This is a genomic window from Peredibacter starrii, from assembly GCF_034259205.1.
Taxonomy (GTDB): Bacteria; Bdellovibrionota; Bacteriovoracia; order Bacteriovoracales; family Bacteriovoracaceae; genus Peredibacter; species Peredibacter starrii.
Window position 1 is genome coordinate 2,853,878 of the sequence record NZ_CP139487.1, and the last position, 22,589, is coordinate 2,876,466.

Below are 22,589 nucleotides of genomic sequence, written 5' to 3' on the forward strand. Positions count from 1 at the left end.
TTAACTCGCTCGTTTACGTGCGGTTTTCTTGGCGGTCTTTTTCTTTGATGCCGGTGCTGCCCTAGAAGAGGTAGACGACTTTGCCTTCTTCTTTTCTTCCAGCGATTTCTTCAATAGTGGCATAAGGTCCACAACCACACCGGTATTTCCTTTCTCTGCCTTTGGAATCTCACCCAGATCAACTTCCTTACCTTCACCGGCCTCAATTTTAAGATTGATGATCTTCATGATGTCGTCATTGTAGGTGTCTTTATATTGTTCAGGTTTCCATTTACCAGTCATTCCATCAATCAACTCTTGGGCCATCTTAACTTCTTTTGCGGAAAACTTTGGTCGCTGGATATCACTTAGGTACTCAACCTCATCCACTTCCAGGACTTCATGTGAGAATCTTAGTATTTCCAGGATGAGATAATCACCTCGGGTCATGATCGCACCAAGATGTTGTTTGGTACGGATGATGACTTTAGCAATGGCAACTTTGCGGGATTTTTTCAGGGCCTCAGCAAGTAAGAAGTATCCCTTAATTCCGTTTTTCTGAGGAACGAGGTAATAAGGCTTCTCTAGAAACATAGGATCAATCTCTTCCAGATCAACGAAATCTTCGATATCGATCGTTTGAGTGGCCTTAGGATTAGCACGTTTGAAATCATCTTTATCGATGATAACGAACTGTCCTTTCTCATACTCATATCCCTTCACAATTCTGTTCCAGGGAACTTCCTTCCCATCCTTACCGCTAACTTTTTTATATTTAATCGGGGATAAATCTTTTCCATCTAACATGGAGAAATGCAGATCATTCCCTTCTTGCGCTTTTTGAAGAGAAACTGGAATGTTTAGTAGCCCAAAACTAATAGACCCTTTCCATATGCTTCCTGCCATGATTCACCTCCGCGTGAATGATAAATCAATTTTAAGCACCCTCGACCCTTCACTCAATTTGCAGAGATTACTTGTCAAACTTCCCCACGATGTGGACAGGTTCCCCAAGCAAAATAGTTTTAATAATTACTTATGAGTGGCACTCTGATTGCAAAATGAGCGCAGAAGGAGTTCCTATGCTCATTGGCAAAACCAAGAAGAAAAAGATTCGCTACGCAGTAGTGGGACTTGGCTATATTGCACAAGTTGCCGTGCTTCCTGCGTTTAGAAACGCTAGAAAGAATTCCAAGTTAGTTGCCCTGGTTTCCGGGGACAAAGAGAAACTTAAGCGTTTGGGCGAAAAGTATAAGATCGATAAATGCTACCTCTATTCTGAATTTGAAGACTGCCTTCGTTCGGGACTAGTGGACGCAGTCTATATCGCGACTCCCAATTTTTATCATCGCAATATCATGGAAACTGCTGCCAAGTATGGCGTTCATGTCCTCTGTGAAAAGCCCATGGCAGTCACTACAGAAGATTGTCTTTCGATGATAAATGAGGCGAACAAAAATAATATTCAACTCATGATTGCTTACCGTCTGCATTTTGAGGCGGCCAATCTTGAGGCAATTAAAATTGCTCAATCAAAACGATTAGGAGATTTAAAGATCTTCAATTCTGTCTTTACCATGCAGGTTAAGGATCACAATAATATCCGTCTCGAAGAAGCTGAGAAAGGTGGCGGCCCTCTCTACGACATTGGTATCTATTGTATCAACGCTGCCCGATACCTCTTTAAATCAGAGCCGGTCGAGGTCTTCGCCATGTCGGCCCACAGTAAGGACTCGCGCTTCAAGAAAGTGGATGAGTTAGTGAGTTGTGTGATGAAGTTTCCGGATGATCGTCTTGCGACTTTCTCAATCAGCTTTGGGGCCTTTGCCAGTGCTGACTATGATCTCATTGGAACAAAAGGGCGTCTTCGTTTAGAGAAAGGCTACGAGTACTCGACCTCTATGGCCCTCAAGATTTACGAAGAGAAAAAAATCATCACTAAAAAATACCCGAAGCGAGATCAGTTTGCACCAGAGCTCATTTACTTCTCTGAATGTATTCAGAAAAAAAGAAGGCCCGAACCTTCCGGTGAAGAAGGCCTGGCCGATATCAAGATCATCGAAGCACTTCTCCTCTCGATTGATTTGGGATCTCCAATCATGTTGGATGAAATCAACAAGAAGACTCGTCCATCTGAACAACAGAAAATCACCCGTCCTTCCTTTGCAAAGCCGAGACTCTTTAATGTCGTAGGTCCTGGAGGAGAAAAACATTAAACAAGGAGGTTTACATGTTTGAAGTTGTTGAAAAGTTTTTACATCGAAGATTCCTTCCTAAACATACATCTTTAGAGCCCAAGGCCCTTTCTGGTACTCATGTTGCAATTCTCGCCACTGATGGGTTTGAGCAGTCCGAATTGTTTCTCCCGAAAGAGGCCCTTGAACGTGCCGGTGCAGTTACTCATGTCGTTTCCTTACAAAAAGGAAAGATCAAAGGCTGGAACCATACCAACTGGGGTAAAACCATTGATGTGGATATGACTGTACGTGAAGCTTGGTCAATGGAGTTTGATTTTCTTCTTCTTCCAGGTGGAGTCATCAATCCTGATAAATTACGCGAGAACGCAGAGGCCGTGGCATTCACAATGTCTTTCGTAAATAAACACCGTCCGATTGCGGCCATTTGTCACGGGCCTCAATTATTGATCGAGACTGGTGGTCTTAAAGGAAGAACTGTCACTTCCTATCCTTCGATCAAAACAGATATTGAAAATGCGGGGGGACACTGGATTAATGAGAAGGTCGTCATCGATCACCGATTTATTACAAGTCAGCGTCCATCAGATATTCCGGCCTTCAACGATGCGATGATCAGAGAATTTTCTGAGCATAAGATTCATCATTTACTACCAGATACAGAGGGATACGCCTCGACATTATAAATAGGAGATCCAATGAAGGGCCTCGCACTTGTTCTAACCGTTATTTCAATTTCGGCCCACGCCGTTGTGCCTGATACAATTGCCCTCTCCATGGTCCCTAGAGGCAAAGTGGATCTGCAACAAGGTCGGGACTTCACCATCAAGTCTCTTGCCGGAACTAAAATCAAAATCGAATTTAGAAGAAATGGGAGTTTTGAAGAGGCATCAGGTGACAATCTCAATAAGGGAGATGAGCTTGAGCCTGGTGAGGGAATGATATCGCTTAGCTCGGCTGCGCAAAAGCTTCAAGAAAGTGGAGTAAAACCTGAGGGACATTGGTCTTTGGAGAAGGATCCAAAACTAGGATGGATTTACGAAATGAATCACCAACACATCATTGACGCCAAAACTGGTAAATCAATTAGTGATACTGATTCTCCGAAGACGGTTCAGCTTGGCGATGCTCCATAGCTTCGTTCACATCTTTTGGTAAAATCACTTTAAAAGTCGTGCCCTCTTCAGGAATCGACTTAACTTCAATTCGGCCCATGTGACCTTCGACAATTTGTTTTACAATGAAAAGTCCTAGTCCTAAACCACTTACACTTTCATTTGTCGTGGCCCGCTCAAAGCGCTCAAAGATCGTTTTGAGTTTATGCTCAGGAATTCCCTTACCATGATCTTTAACCGTGATAATGACCTCATCATCCAGCTCTTCCATTTTTAACTCCACCACCCCCGGAGCGTATTTAATGGTATTGGTAAGAAGATTTGTGATCACTTGCTCGATTCGGATTTTGTCCCAAACCACAGGGATATTTTCACCTAGGTTCATTTCCAATGAACAACCTGAGTTTTGAAGAATTTCTTTATGCCTCTCGTAGACCTCTTTAACCACATCCTGCGCGTTCATTTCTTCAAAGTTGAAGGTAAAACGACCCGACTGAATGCGAGAAACATCTAAAAGGATTTGAACCAGGTTAATTAAACGATCGACCTGTTTCACAGAAGCGTCTACCGACTTTGTGAAACGATCCATTGGAAATTGACCATCTTTGGCCGCAAGCAGAGTTTTGCGAACCATCTGTAGCTGAAGTTTTAGAGAAGTAATCGGAGTATTTAATTCATGAGACGCGATTGAAAGAAACTCATTACGCACTTCAATCGCCTCTTGAGAGATGCGGTAAAGCTTAGAATTTTCAAAGGCCAGCGAAACACGTTTAGCCAGTTCTTCCGCTGTATCGATAAAATACTGATCATAAATCATACGATTCCCTGAAACCGCAAAAGTTAATGCGCCCAGGACTTTACCATGAAGTTTAAGAGGCACGACTAAGGCAGCAGTTGCTGCAAGTTCGGTCGAAAGCTGCTTTTGTTCCTCGTCGATAGAGGTATTTTGAATGAGCTCTTGATCAATGTCATTAAAGACAATGTACTGACCAGTTTTAATGACCTTGGCAGCACCAACTTCACTATCGGCCCGACAGAGGTATTTATCGTGAAGTTTAACCGCAATTTGCTGTTTTTGCGGATCCTTATGAGTGATCACGAGATTTTCTAATTGGCCATTTTCGCCCACGATATCAAAGGCACACCAATCGGCCAGATACGGTACAGCAAGTTTAGTAATGGATTGAAGTGTTAAACGATAATCAAGAGTCGAAACCAGTAACTCACCGGCGTTAGCAAGAAACTTCTGCATTTCTTCTTCACGTTTTCGATCTTCAATATCCGTGGCAGTTCCCAACCAGGAACTAATTTCTTTTGGATTAAAATAACGTTCCGCTTGAATACGAACGAGGTGCCAGCGGAATTCCCCTTTGTGATTAAGGATACGGCATTCTGTGACCAATGCATCAGTTCCATCTCTAAAGAGATTCATGAGTTCTTGCAAATCATCCGGATGGATAACATCTTTCCAGGCAAGTCCCTCACTCTTTTCAGCACTTAATCCCGTGTATTCGTACCATACCTTATTGAAGTATTCGTACTCACCATTAGGAAGTAACCGGAAAACAATTTGTGGAATCGAATCGGCGAGATATTGATAACGGCGAAGATTCTCCATCTCCATGCGATCAATTTTCTCTGCATGGGCCTTCTGCTCATTTTCATGAAGCTTTTGTGCCTGATCTTTAATGAGCTGATTCTTACGAAAGATATCAACGAAGATCGCAACCTTCGATCTTAGAATATATGGATCAAAGGGCTTCAAAAGATAATCAATCGCACCGACACCATAACCTTGGTAAACATATTGCTCATCCTGACTCACGGCCGACATAAAGATAATAGGAATATCCTTACTCTTCTCTCGGGTCTTAATGATAGAGGCCGTTTCAAAGCCGTTCATTCCCGGCATTTGAACATCCAGTAGAATGACGGCAAATTCCATCTGTAGAAGATGTTTTAAGGCATCATTGCCCGAGCTCGAGGTCACCACATTGTAGTTAGGCGAATTCAAAACAGCTTGAACCGCCATAACACCTTCGGGCCTATCATCAACGACCAGGATATTTACTTTTTTCATTGCCCCAAGCTTACTGAAGGATTTTTCTTCATCCATTTATGCATGATGGCCAGGAGATTATCCGTGTCCACCGGCTTCGTAATATAATCTGTCGCTCCTGCTTCAAGACACTTCTCACGATCTCCCTTCATCGCTTTTGCAGTGAGGGTGATAATTGGAAGATCTTTGAACTCCTGCATTGTGCGAATCTCTTGAGTGGCCTCAATTCCACCCATCTCAGGCATCATGATATCCATCAGGATCACATCTACATCTGGATTCTCTTTTAATTTTTCAATCCCGGCGCGACCATTATCAGCATAAAGAACTTCCATACCGCGTCTCTCTAGAATGACCGTAATGGCAAAGATGTTTCTCATGTCGTCATCAATCACCAGAACCTTCTTATCATTGAAATCTGCATTTACAGGTAGTACTGGGGCCTCTTCAATGATCTCTACTTTTTCAGGCAAAGTTTCAATAGGAACACCTTCTTGACCACGGTAATGCACTGGTAGATAGAGTGTGAATGTACTTCCAACTCCGGGTGTACTCTGCACTTCAATGCTACCACCAAGGAGTCGAGCAATTTGACGGCTGATTGTTAGACCCAAACCAGTCCCACCATACTTACGGTTTGTCGTACCGTCGGCCTGCTGGAAGGCCTCAAAAATCAGGCTCTGCTTTTCTTTCGGGATACCAATTCCCGTATCAGTTACAGCAAACACCAGTGCCTGCTCACCTTTTACGTTGGCCTGATGAATTTTCAAAGTCACCTTACCGTGCTCAGTAAACTTAAAGGCATTAGAAAGAAGATTTTTAAGAATCTGCTGAACTCTCGTTACATCGGTATTCACCACGAGAGTTTTAACTTCATCTGTGGCGTCAATCACGAAGCCAATGCCTTTGTGATTTGCAACCGGACGGAAGCTATGCTCGAGGTACTCAGAAATCTCCGGCACTCTCACATCACGAGGAACGATTGGCATTTTCCCTGCTTCAACTTTCGAAAGATCCAGGATTTCATTAATCAATGCAAGAAGATCACACCCCGAAGAATAGATTGTTTGAGCGAACTTCACTTGCTCATCTGTCATATTCGTTTCACGGTTCTCAGATAACATCTTAGATAAAATTAACAAGCTATTCAGCGGAGTTCTAAGCTCGTGGGACATATTGGCCAGGAACTCGGACTTATATTTTGAGATAAGTGAAAGCTGCTCGGCCTTCTCTTCCACTGAGTGAGAGGCAAGCTCCACTTCCTGGTTCTTAATTTCAAGAAGTTTCGCTTTTTCTTCAAGTTCTTTTGCTTGAGCTTCAAGTTCAGAGTTCGACTTCTTAAGTTCAATAAGAAGTTCTTCTGTTCTCATTGAAGAAGCGATCATGTTCAATACTACCCCGATACTTGTCACAAGCTGATCAAGGAAGTTGAGGTAGTTATGTGAGAATGAATGGATCGAAGCAAGTTCAATCACGGCCTTCACTTCACCCTCGAACAGAATTGGAAGTACAATGATATTTACTGGCTTCGTTTCACCTAAGCTTGATGCCACATAGACATAATCATTTGGTGCTTTATTTACCAGAATCTTTTTCTTTTCAAATGCACATTGTCCGACCAGGCTTTCGCGTAATTTATAGTGGTTTTGGAAGTTTTTCCTTTCAGTGAAAGCATAGCTCGCAATCATTGAAAGAATTGGTTCTGGTTTATTGTCCTGATCCATCAGGAAGAACGTACCTTGTTGGGCATCCACAAGCGGAGTCAACTCAGACATAATCAGCTGGGCCACAGAGCTTATTGATCTCTGACCTTGCATCATACTCGCAAATTTAGCGAGGTTTGTTTTTAACCAGTCTTGCTCGTGGTTCTTATCAGTTGTATCTTTCAAGTTACCAATCATCTGGTTAATATTATCTTTTAGGGCAGCAACCTCACCCTGAGCTTCTACGGTAATTGATCGAGTTAAATCCCCTTCCGTCACCGCAGTTGATACTTCAGCAATGGCACGGATCTGAGTTGTTAGATTTCCGGCAAGTTGGTTCACGTTGTCAGTCAAATCTTTCCAAGTACCGGCCGCACCTGGAACTTTCGCTTGTCCACCCAGTTTACCTTCAATACCTACTTCTCTCGCAGTGGTTGTTACCTGATCCGCAAAAGTTCGAAGAGTGTCAGTCATGCTGTTAATTGTTTCAGCAAGGGCCGCCACTTCCCCTTTCGCTTCAAGTACGAATTTCTGGTTCAGGTCACCATTTGCGACCGCGGTCACAACTTTTACGATACCTCGCACTTGCTTAGTAAGGTTAGATGCCATGAAATTCACGTTATCAGTTAAATCTTTCCAAGTACCGGCCACACCAGGCACACGCGCCTGTGCTCCAAGTTTACCTTCGATACCTACCTCACGAGCAACCGTCGACACCTGATCCGCAAATGTTCTAAGAGTGTCGGTCATGTTGTTGATCGTCTCCGCAAGGGCCGCAACTTCACCTTTGGCTTCAAGAACGAATTTCTGGTTCAAGTCACCGTTTGCTACCGCGGTCACAACCTTCACGATACCTCGCACTTGCTTAGTGAGGTTACCGGCCATGAAGTTCACGTTATCAGTCAGGTCTTTCCAAGTACCAGACACACCTTTTACGTCTGCCTGACCACCTAGTTTTCCTTCGGTACCCACTTCTTTCGCCACTCGAGTTACCTCGGCGGCAAATGAGTTCAGCTGATCCACCATGGTATTGATGGTATTTTTAAGTTCGAGGATCTCGCCCTTGGCATCAACCGTAATTTTTTGTGATAAGTCACCTTGGGCCACCGCAGTCGTCACCTTGGCGATGTTACGAACTTGCGCAGTCAGGTTACCAGCTAGTGAGTTCACATTATCAGTAAGATCTTTCCAAGTACCCGACACGCCTTTCACTTCAGCTTGTCCACCCAGACGACCTTCTGTACCCACTTCTTTCGCCACACGAGTTACCTCGCCGGCAAATGTATTGAGCTGATCCACCATGGTGTTGATGGTATTTTTAAGTTCAAGGATCTCGCCTTTAGCATCTACGGTGATTTTTTGTGATAAGTCACCTTTCGCTACCGCAGTTGTTACTTTTGCGATGTTACGTACCTGGTTAGTAAGGTTACCCGCCAGAACGTTCACGTTATCAGTCAGATCTTTCCAGGTACCAGACACACCTTTTACATCTGCCTGACCACCAAGACGTCCTTCGGTACCCACTTCCTTCGCCACTCGAGTTACCTCGGCAGCAAACGAGTTAAGCTGATCCACCATTACGTTGATGGTATTTTTCAATTCGTAAATTTCGCCTTTGGCATCTACTGTGATCTTTTGTGATAAGTCACCTTGAGCAACCGCAGTCGTCACCTTCGCGATGTTACGTACCTGGTTGGTAAGGTTTGATGCAAGTGAGTTCACGTTATCAGTTAGATCTTTCCAAGTACCAGACACGCCTTTTACTTCGGCCTGACCACCTAACTTACCTTCCGACCCCACTTCTTTCGCCACACGAGTTACCTCGCCGGCGAATGTATTGAGCTGATCCACCATGGTATTGATGGTGTTTTTAAGTTCTAAGATTTCACCTTTTGCATCTACGGTAATCTTTTGAGACAAGTCACCTTTAGCTACCGCCGTTGTCACCTTCGCAATGTTACGTACCTGATCGGTAAGGTTTCCAGCTAGACCATTCACATTATCAGTTAGATCTTTCCATGTACCAGACACACCTTTTACATCGGCTTGTCCGCCAAGTTTTCCTTCGGTACCCACTTCTTTCGCCACACGAGTCACCTCGGCCGCAAATGAGTTCAGCTGATCCACCATGACGTTAATGGTATTCTTAAGTTCGAAGATTTCACCCTTAGCATCTACCGTAATCTTTTGAGACAAGTCACCGTTAGCAACCGCGGTTGTCACTTTCGCGATGTTACGTACTTGGTCAGTTAAGTTACCAGCGAGAACGTTCACATTATCAGTCAGGTCTTTCCATGTACCAGAAACACCTTTCACTTCGGCCTGTCCACCCAGTTTTCCTTCTGTCCCCACTTCTTTAGCCACACGAGTTACCTCTGCCGCAAATGAGTTCAGCTGATCCACCATGATGTTGATGGTATTTTTTAGTTCTAAGATTTCACCCTTAGCATCTACTGTAATCTTCTGAGAAAGGTCACCTTTCGCAACCGCCGTTGTTACCTTCGCGATGTTACGTACTTGTGCAGTTAGGTTTCCTGCTAGACCATTCACGTTGTCGGTCAAATCTTTCCAAGTACCACTCACACCTTTTACATCCGCCTGGCCACCCAGCTTACCTTCACTACCTACTTCTTTCGCCACACGAGTAACCTCGGCAGAGAATGAACGAAGTGTGTCCACCATGGTGTTGATGGTATTTTTAAGTTCAAGAATCTCACCTCGGGCATCTACGGTAATTTTCTGTGACAAGTCACCGTTTGCAACCGCCGTTGTTACTTTGGCGATGTTACGTACCTGAGCTGTTAGATTGTTCGCCAGACCATTCACATTATCAGTTAGATCTTTCCATGTACCGGACACACCTTTTACATCTGCCTGACCACCAAGACGGCCTTCTGTACCCACTTCTTTTGCCACACGAGTAACCTCGGCCGCAAAAGATGAAAGTTGATCCACCATGACGTTGATGGTTGTTTTTAGTTCATAAATTTCCCCACGGGCATCTACGGTAATTTTCTGAGAAAGATCACCTTTAGCAACGGCAGTTGTCACCTTTGCAATGTTTCGCACCTGAGCTGTAAGGTTACCGGCGAGAACGTTCACGTTATCTGTCAGATCTTTCCAGGTTCCAGAAACACCTTTTACTTCGGCCTGACCACCCAGCTTCCCTTCAGTACCCACCTCTTTCGCCACACGAGTAACCTCGCTCGCGAAAGAGTTCAGCTGGTCCACCATGGTATTTACTGTAATACCAATTCGCGCAAATTCACCTTTTAGTGGCTGACCTTCGATCTCCATCACCATCTTTTGTGAAAGGTCACCCTTTGCCACCGCTGTAATTACTCTCGCGGCTTCAGTTGTTGGCTGAACCAGATCGGTAATTAAGGTGTTAACTGAATCAACACTTGTAGACCATGCTCCTTTAATAGAGCCGATGGTCACACGCTCAGTCATCTTTCCTTCTTTACCAACGATGCGACCCACGCGAACAAATTCGTTCGCCATATTATAATTAATTTCATTGATATCATTGAGAACATCGGCGATATCGCCTAGAAGAGTATCGTTCTCCATCTCCAGACGCATCGAAAACTCTCCGCTGCGAATGGCCTTAACCATAAGAAGGATTTGCTTTAATTGTTCTCTTTCAGATTCGTCCTGATAAGCACGAGAAGTACGTCGCACGACTTTAGAAGAGAAATCATCATTACGTTTTCTTGAAACGACAGAAGGAGTAACGTTAACTTTCTTGCTTGATTTTGTACTAGAGGTTTTCGTTCTCACGAATTTTACTCCTAATAATAATTTGAAAAATGATCTCAATTAATTTAAGAACAAATGAGATCTCTTAATTGTTCTTAATTTTGATGACCGTTTGTATAGATGATTCAAGATTGCGACAAGTAAGAAAAATGACTCGCGAAAAGTTTTTTTGAGAGTGAAAGGAGACTTATTTTGCCTACCTCAAGGTTACCTTTAGAAATTAAATCGTTCTTAATTGAATACATCGATTCAATTTCTCATCTTGAGGTTCTCTTAATGTTGTTTTCATCACCAGAGAAGAAATGGGACGCTCAACATGTGAGCAAAGAACTTCGAAGTAATGTGACTGCAGCAACAATTCAATTAGAGGACCTGGAACAAAAAGGACTTATTAAAGTCGATGAGAAGCGTTTTTTCTTTTATTCACCTAAAGAGCATCACGAATTAATAAAAACACTTTTTATTCTTTATCACGACAAACCAGTGGCGGTCGTTACTTGTATTTACGACAAGCCCCAAGACAAATTGAAGAGCTTTGCCAACGCCTTCAAAATCAAAAAGGACTAATATGGCATCGGCGGTTTACATTCTTTGTGCAATTACTAGCTTTGTTTGTGCGCTTCTTCTTTTCCGGGCCTACAAAGAAAATCGTTTTCGATTGCTCTTTTGGTGTGCGATTGCCTTCACCGGATTTACTCTGAACAACATACTTTTATTTCTGGATGAAAAAGTCGTTCATAATATAGATATGTCTACGATCAGAACAATTCCGGGGACGATTGCAATCATACTCATGGTGTATGGTTTAATTAAAGAAGAGACTTAGGAGCCAATATGCATTTACCACCATATTCATTTTTTTCAGGTGTCATTATGATGGGGACTCTGATGACGGGTCTTTTCTTTTGGAAGTTTTGGAAAAAGACTTATGACAAACTCTTTCTTTTCTTTTCGTATGCATTCTTCCTTATGTCGTTTGAGAGATTGCTGTTGGGTTACATTGGTGGAGCAAAAGAAATAAGCCCCCTCATCTACTTAATTCGATTGGGGGCCTACTCATTAATTATTATTGCAATCTATCGTAAGAACCAGGAATCCTCTTCTTAGTATTTCTGGAAATACTTTGGCGGATATTTCCCGAAGGTATCGTCAAAGCCCATAAGCTTATAACCGGCCTCAGTATACTGAATGATGCGGTTTGGACGATAGTCAAAGCGGTAAAGGCCAACTTCTGAATGTGTTCCGTTGCGAGTAAGTTTTTTATTAACGATCTCATACTTAGGAATGTTCTTCAGAGTATCAGTCGCTTTAGTATAAAACTTTTCAGCGTACTGGTTAGCATTGATAAATCTTGATTTTTGATTTTCCACTAAGTACGGGGCAATCGCCTCATCGATCGTTTTGCCTTTCGGTACGGCGATAGAACCAGGAATGTTATAGTACTTCACGTCAATGGCCTCAACTACACCATCTTTGTTCCAATCAGTAACGTCAAAGTAATCAAGTACAGTCACTTTAATCTTGTTCGCGGCCTTTTTAAGATCGGCCGGCATTAGGGCACGAAGCTCCAGAATGTCTGATGAATCCATACGGTGGCAGCCGTGAGACACATAACCACGACGTAAGTACCAAACGTCCATTGGTGAATAGTTTGTGATCGGACCATGGAAGGCCACACCACTCCATTCAATGAGTAGGAACGGGAAACCACCAAACTCATCTTTCCATTTATCTGACCACCAACGAGCTTCAATTGATTCAGCTGTTTTAAGATCAGTTGTTTGTTCTTTTGGCTGATCAAATGGACCTTCAACTGTCGCAGCAATCGGATATACAAAAGTCAGATAGCCAGAATAGCCCGCTCTATCCGAGCTTGCTGTATACAAGTGACCCATGTGCTTTTTGAAAAGTCTTTGTGAATTTTGCTCAGAAAGAAGCTGTTCAAGTTTAGCATTATCATTAATAACATCTTCAGGTCTTTCATTTGTATCAAATAAGTATTTGAAGTGGGCCTCAGAGATCAAGTTCTCATACTCATCTTCTTGTTGATTGCTTACATAGTTCTTCTCATTACGCTTATCGAGGTAAATGCCTTCCTGGCCATCCAGGATGTGTGAAGAATATTGTTCAGCGATCTTGGCCCAAGCTCGGGTATTAAGAGGCTTGTCTTCGGCCAGTTTGCTAATTTTAACCAGTGGGTGAAATGAGAAGGCCGGATCAGTAGAAGCATCATTAATCGCCTTCCAGCGCATGAATAATTGGTTAGCGTAAGTATTAATACGACCTTGATTTACATGGGCCGTTACACGGGCAGTGAGAAGAATTTTAGAAATAGTGATCTCTAACTCATTTCCTTCAAACTTAGGTACGTCACCTAGATAAAGAAACCGGCCAGTCGTAGTGTTTTTCATTTTAGGGGTATCTGTACGCTCGTGCGGAATTGGTCCTCTTCTTGACCAAACAGCGTTAGCAGACAAAAGAAGTGCAATCATCAGCAAATGTTTCATATTTACTACCCCAATGTTTGAGCGGTTAAATTCAATATTGATGCCAAACCAGCTCAAAATTAGAGGGGGAAGAGGTGTCTAAACTTTAGACACCTGACTGAAGGAATTACTTTTCCCCCTCTCATGCGGGCCAGAATTCATTCTGAAGCAAAGAGAGTAGAATAAATGGAAGAAAATTAACCAAGGAGTGGTTATGAGTAATATGGAAATGGATTTGGAGCGGCTGGCAGGTCTTATCAGCGACATCCAGTTCACTATGCTGACAACAGTTAGTGATGACGGCTCAATTCATAGTCGTCCGATGGCAACCCAAAAATTAGACGAAAAAAACTTTGATGGTACGCTCTGGTTTTTCTCAAAGAAAACATCCCATAAAAATCACTGTATCGAGAAAGATCAGCATGTGAACCTCGCCTACGCCAATCCTAGTAAGCAGCGCTATGTTTCTGTTTCAGGCAGAGCGAATATCGTCGAGGATCGAAGTAAGATGCAAGAACTCTGGACTCCAACTCTAAAGGCGTGGTTTCCGGAAGGTCTTATGGACCCCGAAATCTCTCTGATCAGTGTGAAGATTGAGAGCGCAGAAATATGGGACTCACCATCCAGTAAAATGGTTCAAATGGTAGGTATGGTGAAATCAGCAGTGACAGGAAAACCTCTTTCTCAAAATGCGACTAAAAGTCAGCATATTGAGATCAGACACTAAAGTGAGGTGGTTATGAGTTTTATACAAGAAATGATTGTGAAGTTTCGAGACATGATTAAGCCCAACGAAAAGGGCACTTATCATCCTGAGGCGACTCGCAAAGAAGATACTTCTCAGCTAATGTCCGATGATGAAAAACTGGATGAGGCCATCGAAGAAAGCTTCCCAGCGAGTGATCCTCCTGGGCATATTTCTAAGTCTGCCGAGGATCTTCGTCAGTATTAAATTTACCCTTCTTTTCCAACTATTGGATACCTTGTGGCCCCCTCTTGTAGGGGGCTTTTTTTCTCAGATTCCCCTCTTGACGACCTGTGCGAAATTGCATGAAATAGCGGCCAATTCTACATGAATGAGCCCCGGCCTCTTAGCCGGAAATATTAGAGAGTCAATATGACAACTAAAGGACCTGTTTCTCAATTTATGGATCACCACTACCGTCACTTCAACGCTGCTGCGATGATGGACGCTACTAAAGCTTATGAAGCTCACATCGCTTCTGGTGGTAAAATGATGGTAACACTTGCAGGAGCTATGTCGACTGCTGAGCTTGGCCTTTCACTTGCTGAAATGATCCGTAACGGAAAAGTACATGCGATCTCATGTACAGGTGCAAACCTTGAAGAAGATATTTATAACCTTGTCGCTCACGAGCACTATGAGCGCATCCCTGACTGGCGTGCCCTTACAAAAGAAGCTGAGCAAGATCTTTACGACCGTCACCTTAACCGCGTAACTGATACTTGTATTCCAGAAGAAGCTGCTATGAGAAAAATCTGGGCAGTTATGGCCAACGAATGGGCAGAAGCAGAAGCGAAAGGCGAACGTTGTTTCCCTCACGAATTCTTCTACCGTGCTCTTCTAAAAGGTAAATTCAAGAACGATTACCAAATCGATCCGAAAAACTCTTGGATGCTGGCCGCTGCTGAAAAGAACATCCCAATGGTAGTTCCTGGTTGGGAAGATTCAACTCTTGGTAACATGTATGCTTCATTCTGCATGCGTGGCGAAGTGAAGAACGTTCACACAGTAAGAACTGGTATCGAATACATGACTTCTCTAGCTGAGTGGTACATGAAAACGGCCGAAACAAGCTCAATCGGTTTCTTCCAAATCGGTGGCGGTATCGCTGGTGACTTCCCGATTTGTGTTGTTCCAATGATCCGTCAGGACCTTGAGAAAGATGATATCCGTCTTTGGGGTTACTTCTGTCAGATTTCTGATTCAACAACTTCATATGGTTCGTACTCAGGTGCGGTACCAAACGAGAAGATCACTTGGGGGAAACTTTCAAAAGAAACTCCAAGCTTCATCGTAGAGTCGGATGCGACTATTGTTGCTCCTCTAATGTTCGCCCACATCCTAGGCTGGTAAATTTCTAAACAAACACGGGACCTTCATTGGTCCCGTGTTTTCTGATTGGAATTTTGACTAACTGAATCCAATAATTTAGCCCTTAATCGCTTGCTCATCTCCTCTCAAGTCCTGTACCTTAGGAAGATGACTAAATACACAGACGCTTTTATCAAAGAAATGCCAAAGTCCGATTTGCATTTGCACTTGGACGGATCACTGAGAATTCCTTCTCTGATCGAAATGGCGAAAAAACTAAAAATTAACCTTCCCTCTTTCACTGAAGCTGGTCTTCGCGAGTTGGTGTTCAAAGACACTTACGAAAGTCTTCCAGATTACCTTCACGGTTTTCAGTACACTTGTTCGGCCCTAAGAGATCTCGAGAACATCGAGCAGGCCTCTTACGAACTTGCGGTCGATAACCAAAATGAAGGTGTGGTTTATATCGAACCACGTTTTGCTCCTCAGCTTTTAGTGGACGTTGAAAATGGTCTGACCATGGAGACGGTTCTTGAGGCCACGTATAAGGGTCTAGAACGCGCTAAAAAGGAATACAACAATCGTCCTGAAGTGAAGAACGGCTCTAAGCCAGAATTCCATTACGGGATCATTAGCTGTGCCATGAGAAAGTTCGGCCCTAAAGGCTACTCTCCCTTCTACACTCGATTCTTCAAATCGATGGAGTACTCGAGAGAGATGGAAGTTCTTCAGGCCGGTGCTCTTCAGATGGTGAAGGCCGCTGTTAAAATCCGCGATGAGAAAGGTATTCCTATCGTTGGTATCGATCTAGCGGGCCAGGAATCTGGTTACCCACCAGGGAAATTCAAGACAGTTTACGATTACGCTCATAAGAACTTCATGCACAAGACTGTTCACGCAGGTGAAGCTTACGGTGCAGAAAGTATTTTCCAAGCGATTACTGAGTGTCACGCTGACCGTATCGGTCACGGTTACTACTTGTTCGACGAAAATAAGATTGTTGATCCAGCTGTAACGGACAAGAAGAAGTATCTGAATGACCTCATTACTTTCGTTGCTGATAAACGCACAACGATTGAAGTGTGTCTGACATCAAACCTTCAAACAAACCCTGAAATCAAGTCGATCAAAGATCACTACTTCAAGGAAATGCTGAAGAACCGTATGTCGGTAACAATTTGTACTGATAACCGTCTTGTTTCGAATACGACAGTATCTCGCGAGTTCAAACTTGCTCTGGATAACTTTGAAATTCAGCCGAAGCACTTAAAAGATATCGTTGCTTACGGGTTTAAGAAGAGCTTCTACCCTGGCCAGTACATTGAAAAACGTAACTGGGCGAAGAAAGTGGTTCAGCACTTTGACGAAGTGGCGAAGAAACACGGAATTATTGATCACGTTTAAGACCTATTTTCTTTCGATGAGGTGGTAACTTTGGTGTTACTGCCTCCTCGTAAGAATCCATCCTTTCAAAAACAATTTTAAAAAGTTTATTGGTCTTTCTTTCGAGTTCGTCGACCTTATTTGAGGCAGAGCTTTCCATACTCAGGAAGCTTCTGAGTTTGATAAAAGTGCGGATGATGGAGATGTTGACCTGAATGGCGCGCTCACTATTAAGCACCGTTGAAAGCATGGCCACGCCACTTTCTGTGAACAACATTGGCATTGTTCTTCTTTTGGTATTCCAACCACTTAGCGGATTTGCGGCCGCAAATTGCGACCGCAAATCGTCTAACTCACTTAAATCACATTCGAACATGAAATCGGATGGGAACCTAGAGAGATTACGCCTTACCTGCTCACTAAGTCGCTTGTTGGTTACTCCATAAAGCTCAGCCAGATCCGAATCCAACATCACTCTCTGCCCACGAATTGTATAAATGAATTTTTCGATTTGTTTCATACCCTATTTAAGACCTATCTTCTTTCGATGAGGTTGTAACTTTGGTGTTACCGCCTCTTCATAAGAGTCCATCCTTTCAAAAACAATTTTAAAGAGCTTATTCGTTTTCTTCTCAAGCTCATCGACTTTATGAGAAGTTGACCTATCCATGCTCACGAAGCTTCTGAGCTTGATGAAGGTGCGAATGATGGAGATGTTGACCTGAATTGCTTGTGTCGAATTCAGAACACTAGAGAGCATTGCAACGCCTGGTTCTGTGAATAGAAATGGCATCGTTCTTCTTTTGACATTCCAAGAGGTTGAAGGATTTGCGGTCACAAATTGTGACCGCAAATCCTTCAACTCTCCAGAATCACACTCAAATAAGAAGTCTTCTGGAAAACGTTCCAAATTCCTTCGAACTGACTGAAGTAAAACTTTTAATTCCACTCCATAAAGCTCCGCCAGATCTGAATCCAACATCACTCTCTGACCACGAATTGTATAAATGAATTTTTCGATTTGTTTCATGCTCTGGATATAGAGACTTTTAAGAATTCCTTCCAGTCATCTCATGAAGACCGGAAGGAAATAAGCAGAATTGAATTACATAATTCTTCTAAGCACACCAAGAGTCGATCCAAAGCTCGTTTCAAAACAAGGGTTACCCCAGTTGTCCTGGTTCGAGAAATGGATACAGTTATCAATCGATCTATGGGCCGTCTCAAACATTCCATTGCGAACACCATTAATGTGAGCAACTGGAAGAGCATGACCGTAACGAACAAGACGCATTCCTGCGACGTCATTCCAAGTTAGACCCATGCCCGGAAGCATTGGGGCAATTCTCGTTTTCACGCGCTCAAGGTACTTGTTGTAAAGATCAGGGTTAAAGAGAAACTGCTGGGCCATTTCGTAAGGAAGTGGCATATAGAGAGTGAGTACACTCTTATCTGTCATATCTTTTACGGCCCAATCAGAAAATACAACATCTGCGAACACGCGCTTCATGCTGTCTTGATACTCACTTGTTGGAACTTGTCCATTCATCGTGAAAATATCGTAACCAATTGAAGGGATTTTCTTCTTAAGGAAGATGTTCCCTACAAGATAAGCGCGATAGTGCATGCTATTCATCGCCTTCTCTTGCATTGGATCCATGCCATTTACAATTTTCTTCGAAACCATCTTAGGTGCAGTCACGATACATTGTTTTGCACTCACAGTTTGAAGCTGATTCATTCCGTTTTTAAAACACACAACCGCTTTTCCACCCTCTGAACGAACATCAACGGCGAAAGCATGATTAAGGAAAGTTACATTGTTTCTCTTTGTTAAATTCTGGAAAACCGCATCTGCGATGATTCCGTTTCCGCCTGGAAGAACAAGTGTTCCAGCAAGGTCACAAGAAAGGAAGTTCAGACCTTGAGCTGCCGAGATTTCTTCTGGTGAGGCACCAAAAGAAGACCAGCAGTACATGCTGATATATTCCATAATATGTGGGTGAACATTTCCAAGCTCAGCTTCAATCCATTTTGTGAATGGAATTCCATCTAGAGCATTGAAACGATTTCTTCCTGCCGCAGATGGATCCCAGATTGGAAGTTCCGGATAATTGTTCTCATAAACATCCATGAACTTCTTATGAGCAAAACGGAACTCGTCTGCACGAGCAGGATCAGTCGCCCCGTCCCAAAAACCGTTAATAAAGCGACCATTCATATTGACCGCTTCGGCTTCGTGTTCAACTTTTCTAAAAAGATTTTTAATTTTTAGTGAGTTTAGAAATGTATCGATCTCATCACCTTGCTCAGGCATTGTGATGTAAGCAGCACCTTGAGAAACATAATTATTTCTTCCGAAGAGCTGAGTTTTTGCATTTCCACCGAAGCGAGTGTGTCCATCGATGATAAGGATCTTCTTACCCGCTAAATAGTAAGCTGCTGCTAAACCGGAAATACCGCCACCAATGATCACCACATCAAACTGTGCGCTCACTGCCGGGATACCACCTTTCTTTGAGATATAAGAGTCTTTCGCCCAAAAAACTTCGTGGGCCTCATCAAATAAATCACCTTCAATTTCTGTACTGCCTGCGAAGTTTGGAACTCTTTGTAGAGGGGCCAGATCCTGAAGAGTCGCATCCATTCCGAATGTACCCATGAGAGACTTTTCACCAGCACGTGCCCAAGGCGGAAGCATCATGAGTGAGGTTGCAGCAAGAGAGCTCAGGAAGAATTCGCGGCGATTCATTATTATTCACTTTTGAAGAAGGGTTTGGCGGTTTGATATACCATACACCTTAGGCCGGTCAATGATATTCTCGCTTTAACGCTCTGCAAGTGCTTGACAGATTTGTAGCAATCGCAGAAACTCTCTTCCACCTACTTCAATTTCGACTTTGGAGACGTGCCCGAGTGGCCCAAGGGAGCAGTTTGCAAAACTGTAAAGCCGGCGGTTCAAATCCGCCCGTCTCCTCCAAATAATTAAACCCGGCCTTGCGCTGGGTTTTTTATTTTAAACGGGTGTCTTTACCAGGCCACTTTCGTAAACACTATTAACACTTACCTTATCCACACTCATTGAGCATCACCATTCATAGGCCTATAACCGCTCCATACTTATAAGGAGTATTTATGAAAAAGTTGTTCGCGGTTTTATTGATCTCTTCAATTCCAACACTTGCGCAAGCGGCCTCTGCCACTTTAAACGCAACTAAGAAGATTGAACTGAAATTCGAAAACCAATCTGGTGTTTACTTCTCAAAAATTAAACTGACACCTAAGTTCTATTGTTCAACACTAAAACCTCAAGGCTTCGGCGACGCAATTACAGTTGTAAATGAAGCAAATACTTTGTTCCAAGTTTCTTCGGATGATGCAGCATCAGCAACTATCCAGCACATGAACTCAATCACGATTGAAGCTCCAAAAAAAGATCGATTCACAAACAGACAGTCATGTTCAGTAGTTGTTTATTTAACTATTGAGAGAGGATATGCCTCTGAAGCTAATTTCGGAAATATTGCAGATGTATCTAGCACACGTAAGAATGCTGACCTCACAAAAGAATTCGAAAATTCACTTGGTGGGGAATACGTTTTGAAGCTAATGAATGATGGAACGGCATGGGATTATGAGACGAATGGTAGAATGAATGTTTGCTCGCTCGTATTGTTTAAGAAAATGAAAGGTGAACTTAAAGAAGTTTCTAAATCTTACGACTTCAGAGTTGATCGTTGTAAAATTTAATTTCTCTATATGGTGCAGGTTCAGGCCTGCACCTGTCCCTCAGTGCTTATTCAAAAAGGCGTTGCCTCCGGCCGAGCATCAAGGGGAAGCTCCACAATGAAAGTTGTCCCGCTCTGCGGATCACTTTCAACTTTTATCAGTCCATGATGTGCTTCTACCAGACCTTTTACTAGACTCAAGCCAATGCCCCAACCACGCTGCTCACCTTTCTTTGCTTCTTCTGCCCTTTTAAACTGCTCAAACAGCCCACTTTGAACTTCAGGAGGAATATAAGAGCCTTTATTGTGAACACTTAGAATAACTCTATCGTGGGCCTCCGTCAGATTGATCGTGATAGGAGAACCCGAAGATCCGTACTTGATAGCATTGTTAATAAGGTTTTCAGTGATCCTTCTCATGGCGCCTGGGTCCCAAAAACCATCGAACGATCCTTGCTTGTTATAAATGAAGCGATCTCCATGCAAGGTTGAAAGTTCCTCAAGGGCATTCGACACAATACGATCCAAATTACTAGATGAAATTTTTACTGGAAGTTTCTCACCAGCTTTTACCAAATTTGCGTCTAATAAATCTCTGATCATGCTATCAGCGCGATCTATGTTGTCAGTGACTCTTATCGCGAACTTTTGAAAGTCAGGATCCTGAGAGAGTTTTCTAGCGAGTAACTGTGCGGCCATTCTGGCAGCAGTCAGTGGTGTTCTTAAATCATGAGTAAGGGCCGAAACGAATCGCTCCCTCAAGTCTCGCTCAATTTCCAAGCTCCTCACTATTTGTTTTTGTTCATGAATGTTTGTATTTGTTCCATACCATTTAATGATTATTCCTTTGTTGTCTTTTACAGGTACTGCCCTTGAAAGGAACCATTGGTATTCATTCGTTGCAGCTTTTTTAATTCTGAATTCTAATTCATAAACGATCCCGCTTTTAAGGGCCTTGTCCCATTCACTGAATAAGCTCTCCTTATCCTCAGGATGAATGACCTGGTTCCATAAATCATTTCCAGCACTGCCAGGTGGAAGTCCAGTGAAGTCATACCAACGCTGATTGTAATAATCCACATACCCATCAGGATTGGCGGTCCATACAATCTGCGGCATGGAATCTGCCAATTCTCGAAACCTTTTTTCGCTTTCTATAAGTTTTTCTCTCGCCACCACCTGCTCGGTCATATCCATACCAATATTGATGAAGCTATCCACTTTCCCTTGAGAATCAAAATGAGGAATAAATTCATTGATAAAATAAAAAAATCGGCCTTGTTTGTTTTTGAAGAACGTTTCCTGAATAACATTTTCTCCCTTGAAGACACGTTCAACAAAAGGACGAAAATCCGCATATTTTTCATCGCCTATAACTTCACGTAGCGTTTTTCCAATAAAGTCTTTCGCAGGCATTCCCCACCAGTCTTGGGTGGCCTTATTTACAAAAATAAAACGTTCACTTGAATCGTATTGATTCAAGTGAATTGGAATAGAGTCTGCGATAAATTCTAATTGTTCAGAAGTTCGAGTAAGCTCCTCAGTCCTTTCTTCCACCCGATTTTCAAGAGTGTCTTTCTCCTCCTGAAGTCGTATATTTGCGTCTTTGATCTCGGCCGCTTGAGTGGCGATCTTAAATTCAAGACCGCGCATATGTTCTACATTTCCTAATAAATCCGTTACATCTTCGGCTTTATGGATAATGTGGGTCACTTCTCCATTCTTTACAATGGGCGAATTAACCGTGCTCCAGTAGCGCTTCTCAAATTTATTTAAGTCTGGATTCCAAACTTCATAAACAACGACTCCAAGGGAATCAGCCTTTAGAGTTTTGAGCATCTTTTGCAAAGAATGTTTAAGAATTTTGGCCCCATGAGCTCCAGTTGCTGCATTATCAGGAAATGCATCGAATAAATATTTACCAAGAAGTTGTTGGTTTGTTGTTCGGGTGAGCTGGAGATACAAATCACTGGCAAAAATAATCGTGAAGTTTGCTTTGAGCACAAGGAAGGGAACGGGCATAGCATGAAACACGGTACTGAATTCAAGTTCCTGCAAAGTTTTCATCGGCTCACCTATTAAAATTCTACCAATGTAAATTGGAACAGAGGGCGATCAGAAGG

General features: G+C 42.9%; 19 protein-coding genes and 1 tRNA gene. 12 read left to right on the plus strand and 8 right to left on the minus strand.

Annotation, left to right across the window (positions count from 1 at the left end):
• A complete protein-coding gene (gene ku, locus SOO65_RS14235) occupies nucleotides 1–885 on the minus strand; it encodes a non-homologous end joining protein Ku (RefSeq protein ID WP_321391358.1) in 885 nt (294 codons plus the stop codon).
• 155 nt (nucleotides 886–1,040) lie between these two features.
• Between ku and SOO65_RS14240 the strand changes: the two genes are divergently transcribed.
• Genes SOO65_RS14240 through SOO65_RS14250 form a run of 3 tightly spaced genes read left to right on the plus strand, consistent with a single transcriptional unit; the run spans nucleotide 1,041 to nucleotide 3,310 of the window.
• Nucleotides 1,041–2,195 carry a Gfo/Idh/MocA family protein gene (locus SOO65_RS14240; protein WP_321391361.1) on the plus strand — a complete coding sequence of 385 codons (1,155 nt, stop codon included), beginning with the start codon at nucleotides 1,041–1,043 and terminating at the stop codon, nucleotides 2,193–2,195.
• A gap of 14 nt (nucleotides 2,196–2,209) precedes the next feature.
• The gene (locus tag SOO65_RS14245; RefSeq protein WP_321391364.1) at nucleotides 2,210–2,860 is read left to right on the plus strand and encodes a type 1 glutamine amidotransferase domain-containing protein; all 651 of its coding nucleotides are present in this window, start codon (nucleotides 2,210–2,212) and stop codon (nucleotides 2,858–2,860) included.
• A 12-nt stretch (nucleotides 2,861–2,872) separates the two neighbouring features.
• Nucleotides 2,873–3,310: a hypothetical protein gene (locus SOO65_RS14250; RefSeq protein ID WP_321391366.1), complete on the plus strand. Its 438-nt coding sequence runs from the start codon at nucleotides 2,873–2,875 to the stop codon at nucleotides 3,308–3,310.
• On the opposite strand, the gene SOO65_RS14255 is transcribed toward SOO65_RS14250, so the two are convergent.
• Both SOO65_RS14255 and SOO65_RS14260 read right to left on the minus strand, forming a co-directional pair.
• Nucleotides 3,261–5,369: a hybrid sensor histidine kinase/response regulator gene (locus SOO65_RS14255; protein ID WP_321391369.1), complete on the minus strand. Its 2,109-nt coding sequence runs from the start codon at nucleotides 5,367–5,369 to the stop codon at nucleotides 3,261–3,263. The genes SOO65_RS14250 and SOO65_RS14255 overlap by 50 nt on opposite strands.
• Complete coding sequence (locus SOO65_RS14260; protein WP_407677015.1) at nucleotides 5,366–10,735, minus strand: HAMP domain-containing protein; 5,370 nt, start codon at nucleotides 10,733–10,735, stop codon at nucleotides 5,366–5,368. Before SOO65_RS14260 ends, SOO65_RS14255 begins: the two co-directional genes overlap by 4 nt.
• 354 nt (nucleotides 10,736–11,089) lie before the next feature.
• Between SOO65_RS14260 and SOO65_RS14265 the strand changes: the two genes are divergently transcribed.
• Genes SOO65_RS14265 through SOO65_RS14275 form a run of 3 tightly spaced genes read left to right on the plus strand, consistent with a single transcriptional unit; the run spans nucleotide 11,090 to nucleotide 11,920 of the window.
• Nucleotides 11,090–11,380 (plus strand): hypothetical protein, encoded by a 291-nt coding sequence (locus SOO65_RS14265; protein WP_321391376.1) that lies wholly within the window; start codon nucleotides 11,090–11,092, stop codon nucleotides 11,378–11,380.
• A gap of 1 nt (nucleotide 11,381) precedes the next feature.
• Nucleotides 11,382–11,639: a DUF5985 family protein gene (locus SOO65_RS14270; protein WP_321391379.1), complete on the plus strand. Its 258-nt coding sequence runs from the start codon at nucleotides 11,382–11,384 to the stop codon at nucleotides 11,637–11,639.
• Between the two features lie 8 nt (nucleotides 11,640–11,647).
• A complete protein-coding gene (locus SOO65_RS14275) occupies nucleotides 11,648–11,920 on the plus strand; it encodes a DUF5985 family protein (RefSeq protein ID WP_321391383.1) in 273 nt (90 codons plus the stop codon).
• Here SOO65_RS14275 and SOO65_RS14280 read toward each other — a convergent pair.
• Complete coding sequence (locus tag SOO65_RS14280) at nucleotides 11,917–13,320, minus strand: L,D-transpeptidase (RefSeq protein WP_321391385.1); 1,404 nt, start codon at nucleotides 13,318–13,320, stop codon at nucleotides 11,917–11,919. The genes SOO65_RS14275 and SOO65_RS14280 overlap by 4 nt on opposite strands.
• Before the next feature lie 193 nt (nucleotides 13,321–13,513).
• On the opposite strand from SOO65_RS14280, the gene SOO65_RS14285 reads away from it, so the two are divergent.
• The 4 genes from SOO65_RS14285 (at nucleotide 13,514) to SOO65_RS14300 (ending at nucleotide 16,759) form a co-directional block, all read left to right on the plus strand.
• A complete protein-coding gene (locus SOO65_RS14285) occupies nucleotides 13,514–14,026 on the plus strand; it encodes a pyridoxamine 5'-phosphate oxidase family protein (protein WP_321391388.1) in 513 nt (170 codons plus the stop codon).
• Nucleotides 14,027–14,038: 12 nt separating this feature from the next.
• Nucleotides 14,039–14,251, plus strand: coding sequence for a hypothetical protein (locus tag SOO65_RS14290; protein WP_321391391.1), 213 nt, complete (start codon nucleotides 14,039–14,041; stop codon nucleotides 14,249–14,251).
• A gap of 165 nt (nucleotides 14,252–14,416) precedes the next feature.
• Nucleotides 14,417–15,397, plus strand: a complete 981-nt coding sequence (locus SOO65_RS14295; RefSeq protein WP_321391395.1) for a deoxyhypusine synthase family protein — start codon at nucleotides 14,417–14,419, stop codon at nucleotides 15,395–15,397.
• Between the two features lie 126 nt (nucleotides 15,398–15,523).
• A complete protein-coding gene (locus SOO65_RS14300; RefSeq protein ID WP_321391398.1) occupies nucleotides 15,524–16,759 on the plus strand; it encodes an adenosine deaminase family protein in 1,236 nt (411 codons plus the stop codon).
• Here the strand turns inward: SOO65_RS14300 and SOO65_RS14305 are convergent.
• The 3 genes from SOO65_RS14305 to SOO65_RS14315 all read right to left on the minus strand — a co-directional run bounded on the left by SOO65_RS14305 (nucleotide 16,743) and on the right by SOO65_RS14315 (nucleotide 19,490).
• Entirely contained in the window at nucleotides 16,743–17,258 is a 516-nt protein-coding gene (locus SOO65_RS14305) for an ORF6N domain-containing protein (RefSeq protein WP_321391401.1), read from the minus strand. The two genes, SOO65_RS14300 and SOO65_RS14305, sit on opposite strands and share 17 nt — an antisense overlap.
• Before the next feature lie 3 nt (nucleotides 17,259–17,261).
• A complete protein-coding gene (locus SOO65_RS14310) occupies nucleotides 17,262–17,768 on the minus strand; it encodes an ORF6N domain-containing protein (protein ID WP_321391404.1) in 507 nt (168 codons plus the stop codon).
• Nucleotides 17,769–17,843: 75 nt separating this feature from the next.
• Complete coding sequence (locus SOO65_RS14315) at nucleotides 17,844–19,490, minus strand: FAD-dependent oxidoreductase (RefSeq protein WP_321391407.1); 1,647 nt, start codon at nucleotides 19,488–19,490, stop codon at nucleotides 17,844–17,846.
• A gap of 150 nt (nucleotides 19,491–19,640) precedes the next feature.
• Between SOO65_RS14315 and SOO65_RS14320 the strand changes: the two genes are divergently transcribed.
• Both SOO65_RS14320 and SOO65_RS14325 read left to right on the plus strand, forming a co-directional pair.
• A tRNA-Cys gene (locus SOO65_RS14320) sits at nucleotides 19,641–19,718 on the plus strand.
• A 155-nt stretch (nucleotides 19,719–19,873) separates the two neighbouring features.
• Nucleotides 19,874–20,488: a hypothetical protein gene (locus tag SOO65_RS14325; protein WP_321391411.1), complete on the plus strand. Its 615-nt coding sequence runs from the start codon at nucleotides 19,874–19,876 to the stop codon at nucleotides 20,486–20,488.
• A gap of 50 nt (nucleotides 20,489–20,538) precedes the next feature.
• Here SOO65_RS14325 and SOO65_RS14330 read toward each other — a convergent pair whose 3' ends face one another.
• Nucleotides 20,539–22,533 (minus strand): PAS domain-containing sensor histidine kinase, encoded by a 1,995-nt coding sequence (locus SOO65_RS14330; protein WP_321391414.1) that lies wholly within the window; start codon nucleotides 22,531–22,533, stop codon nucleotides 20,539–20,541.
• Nucleotides 22,534–22,589 lie beyond the last annotated feature (56 nt).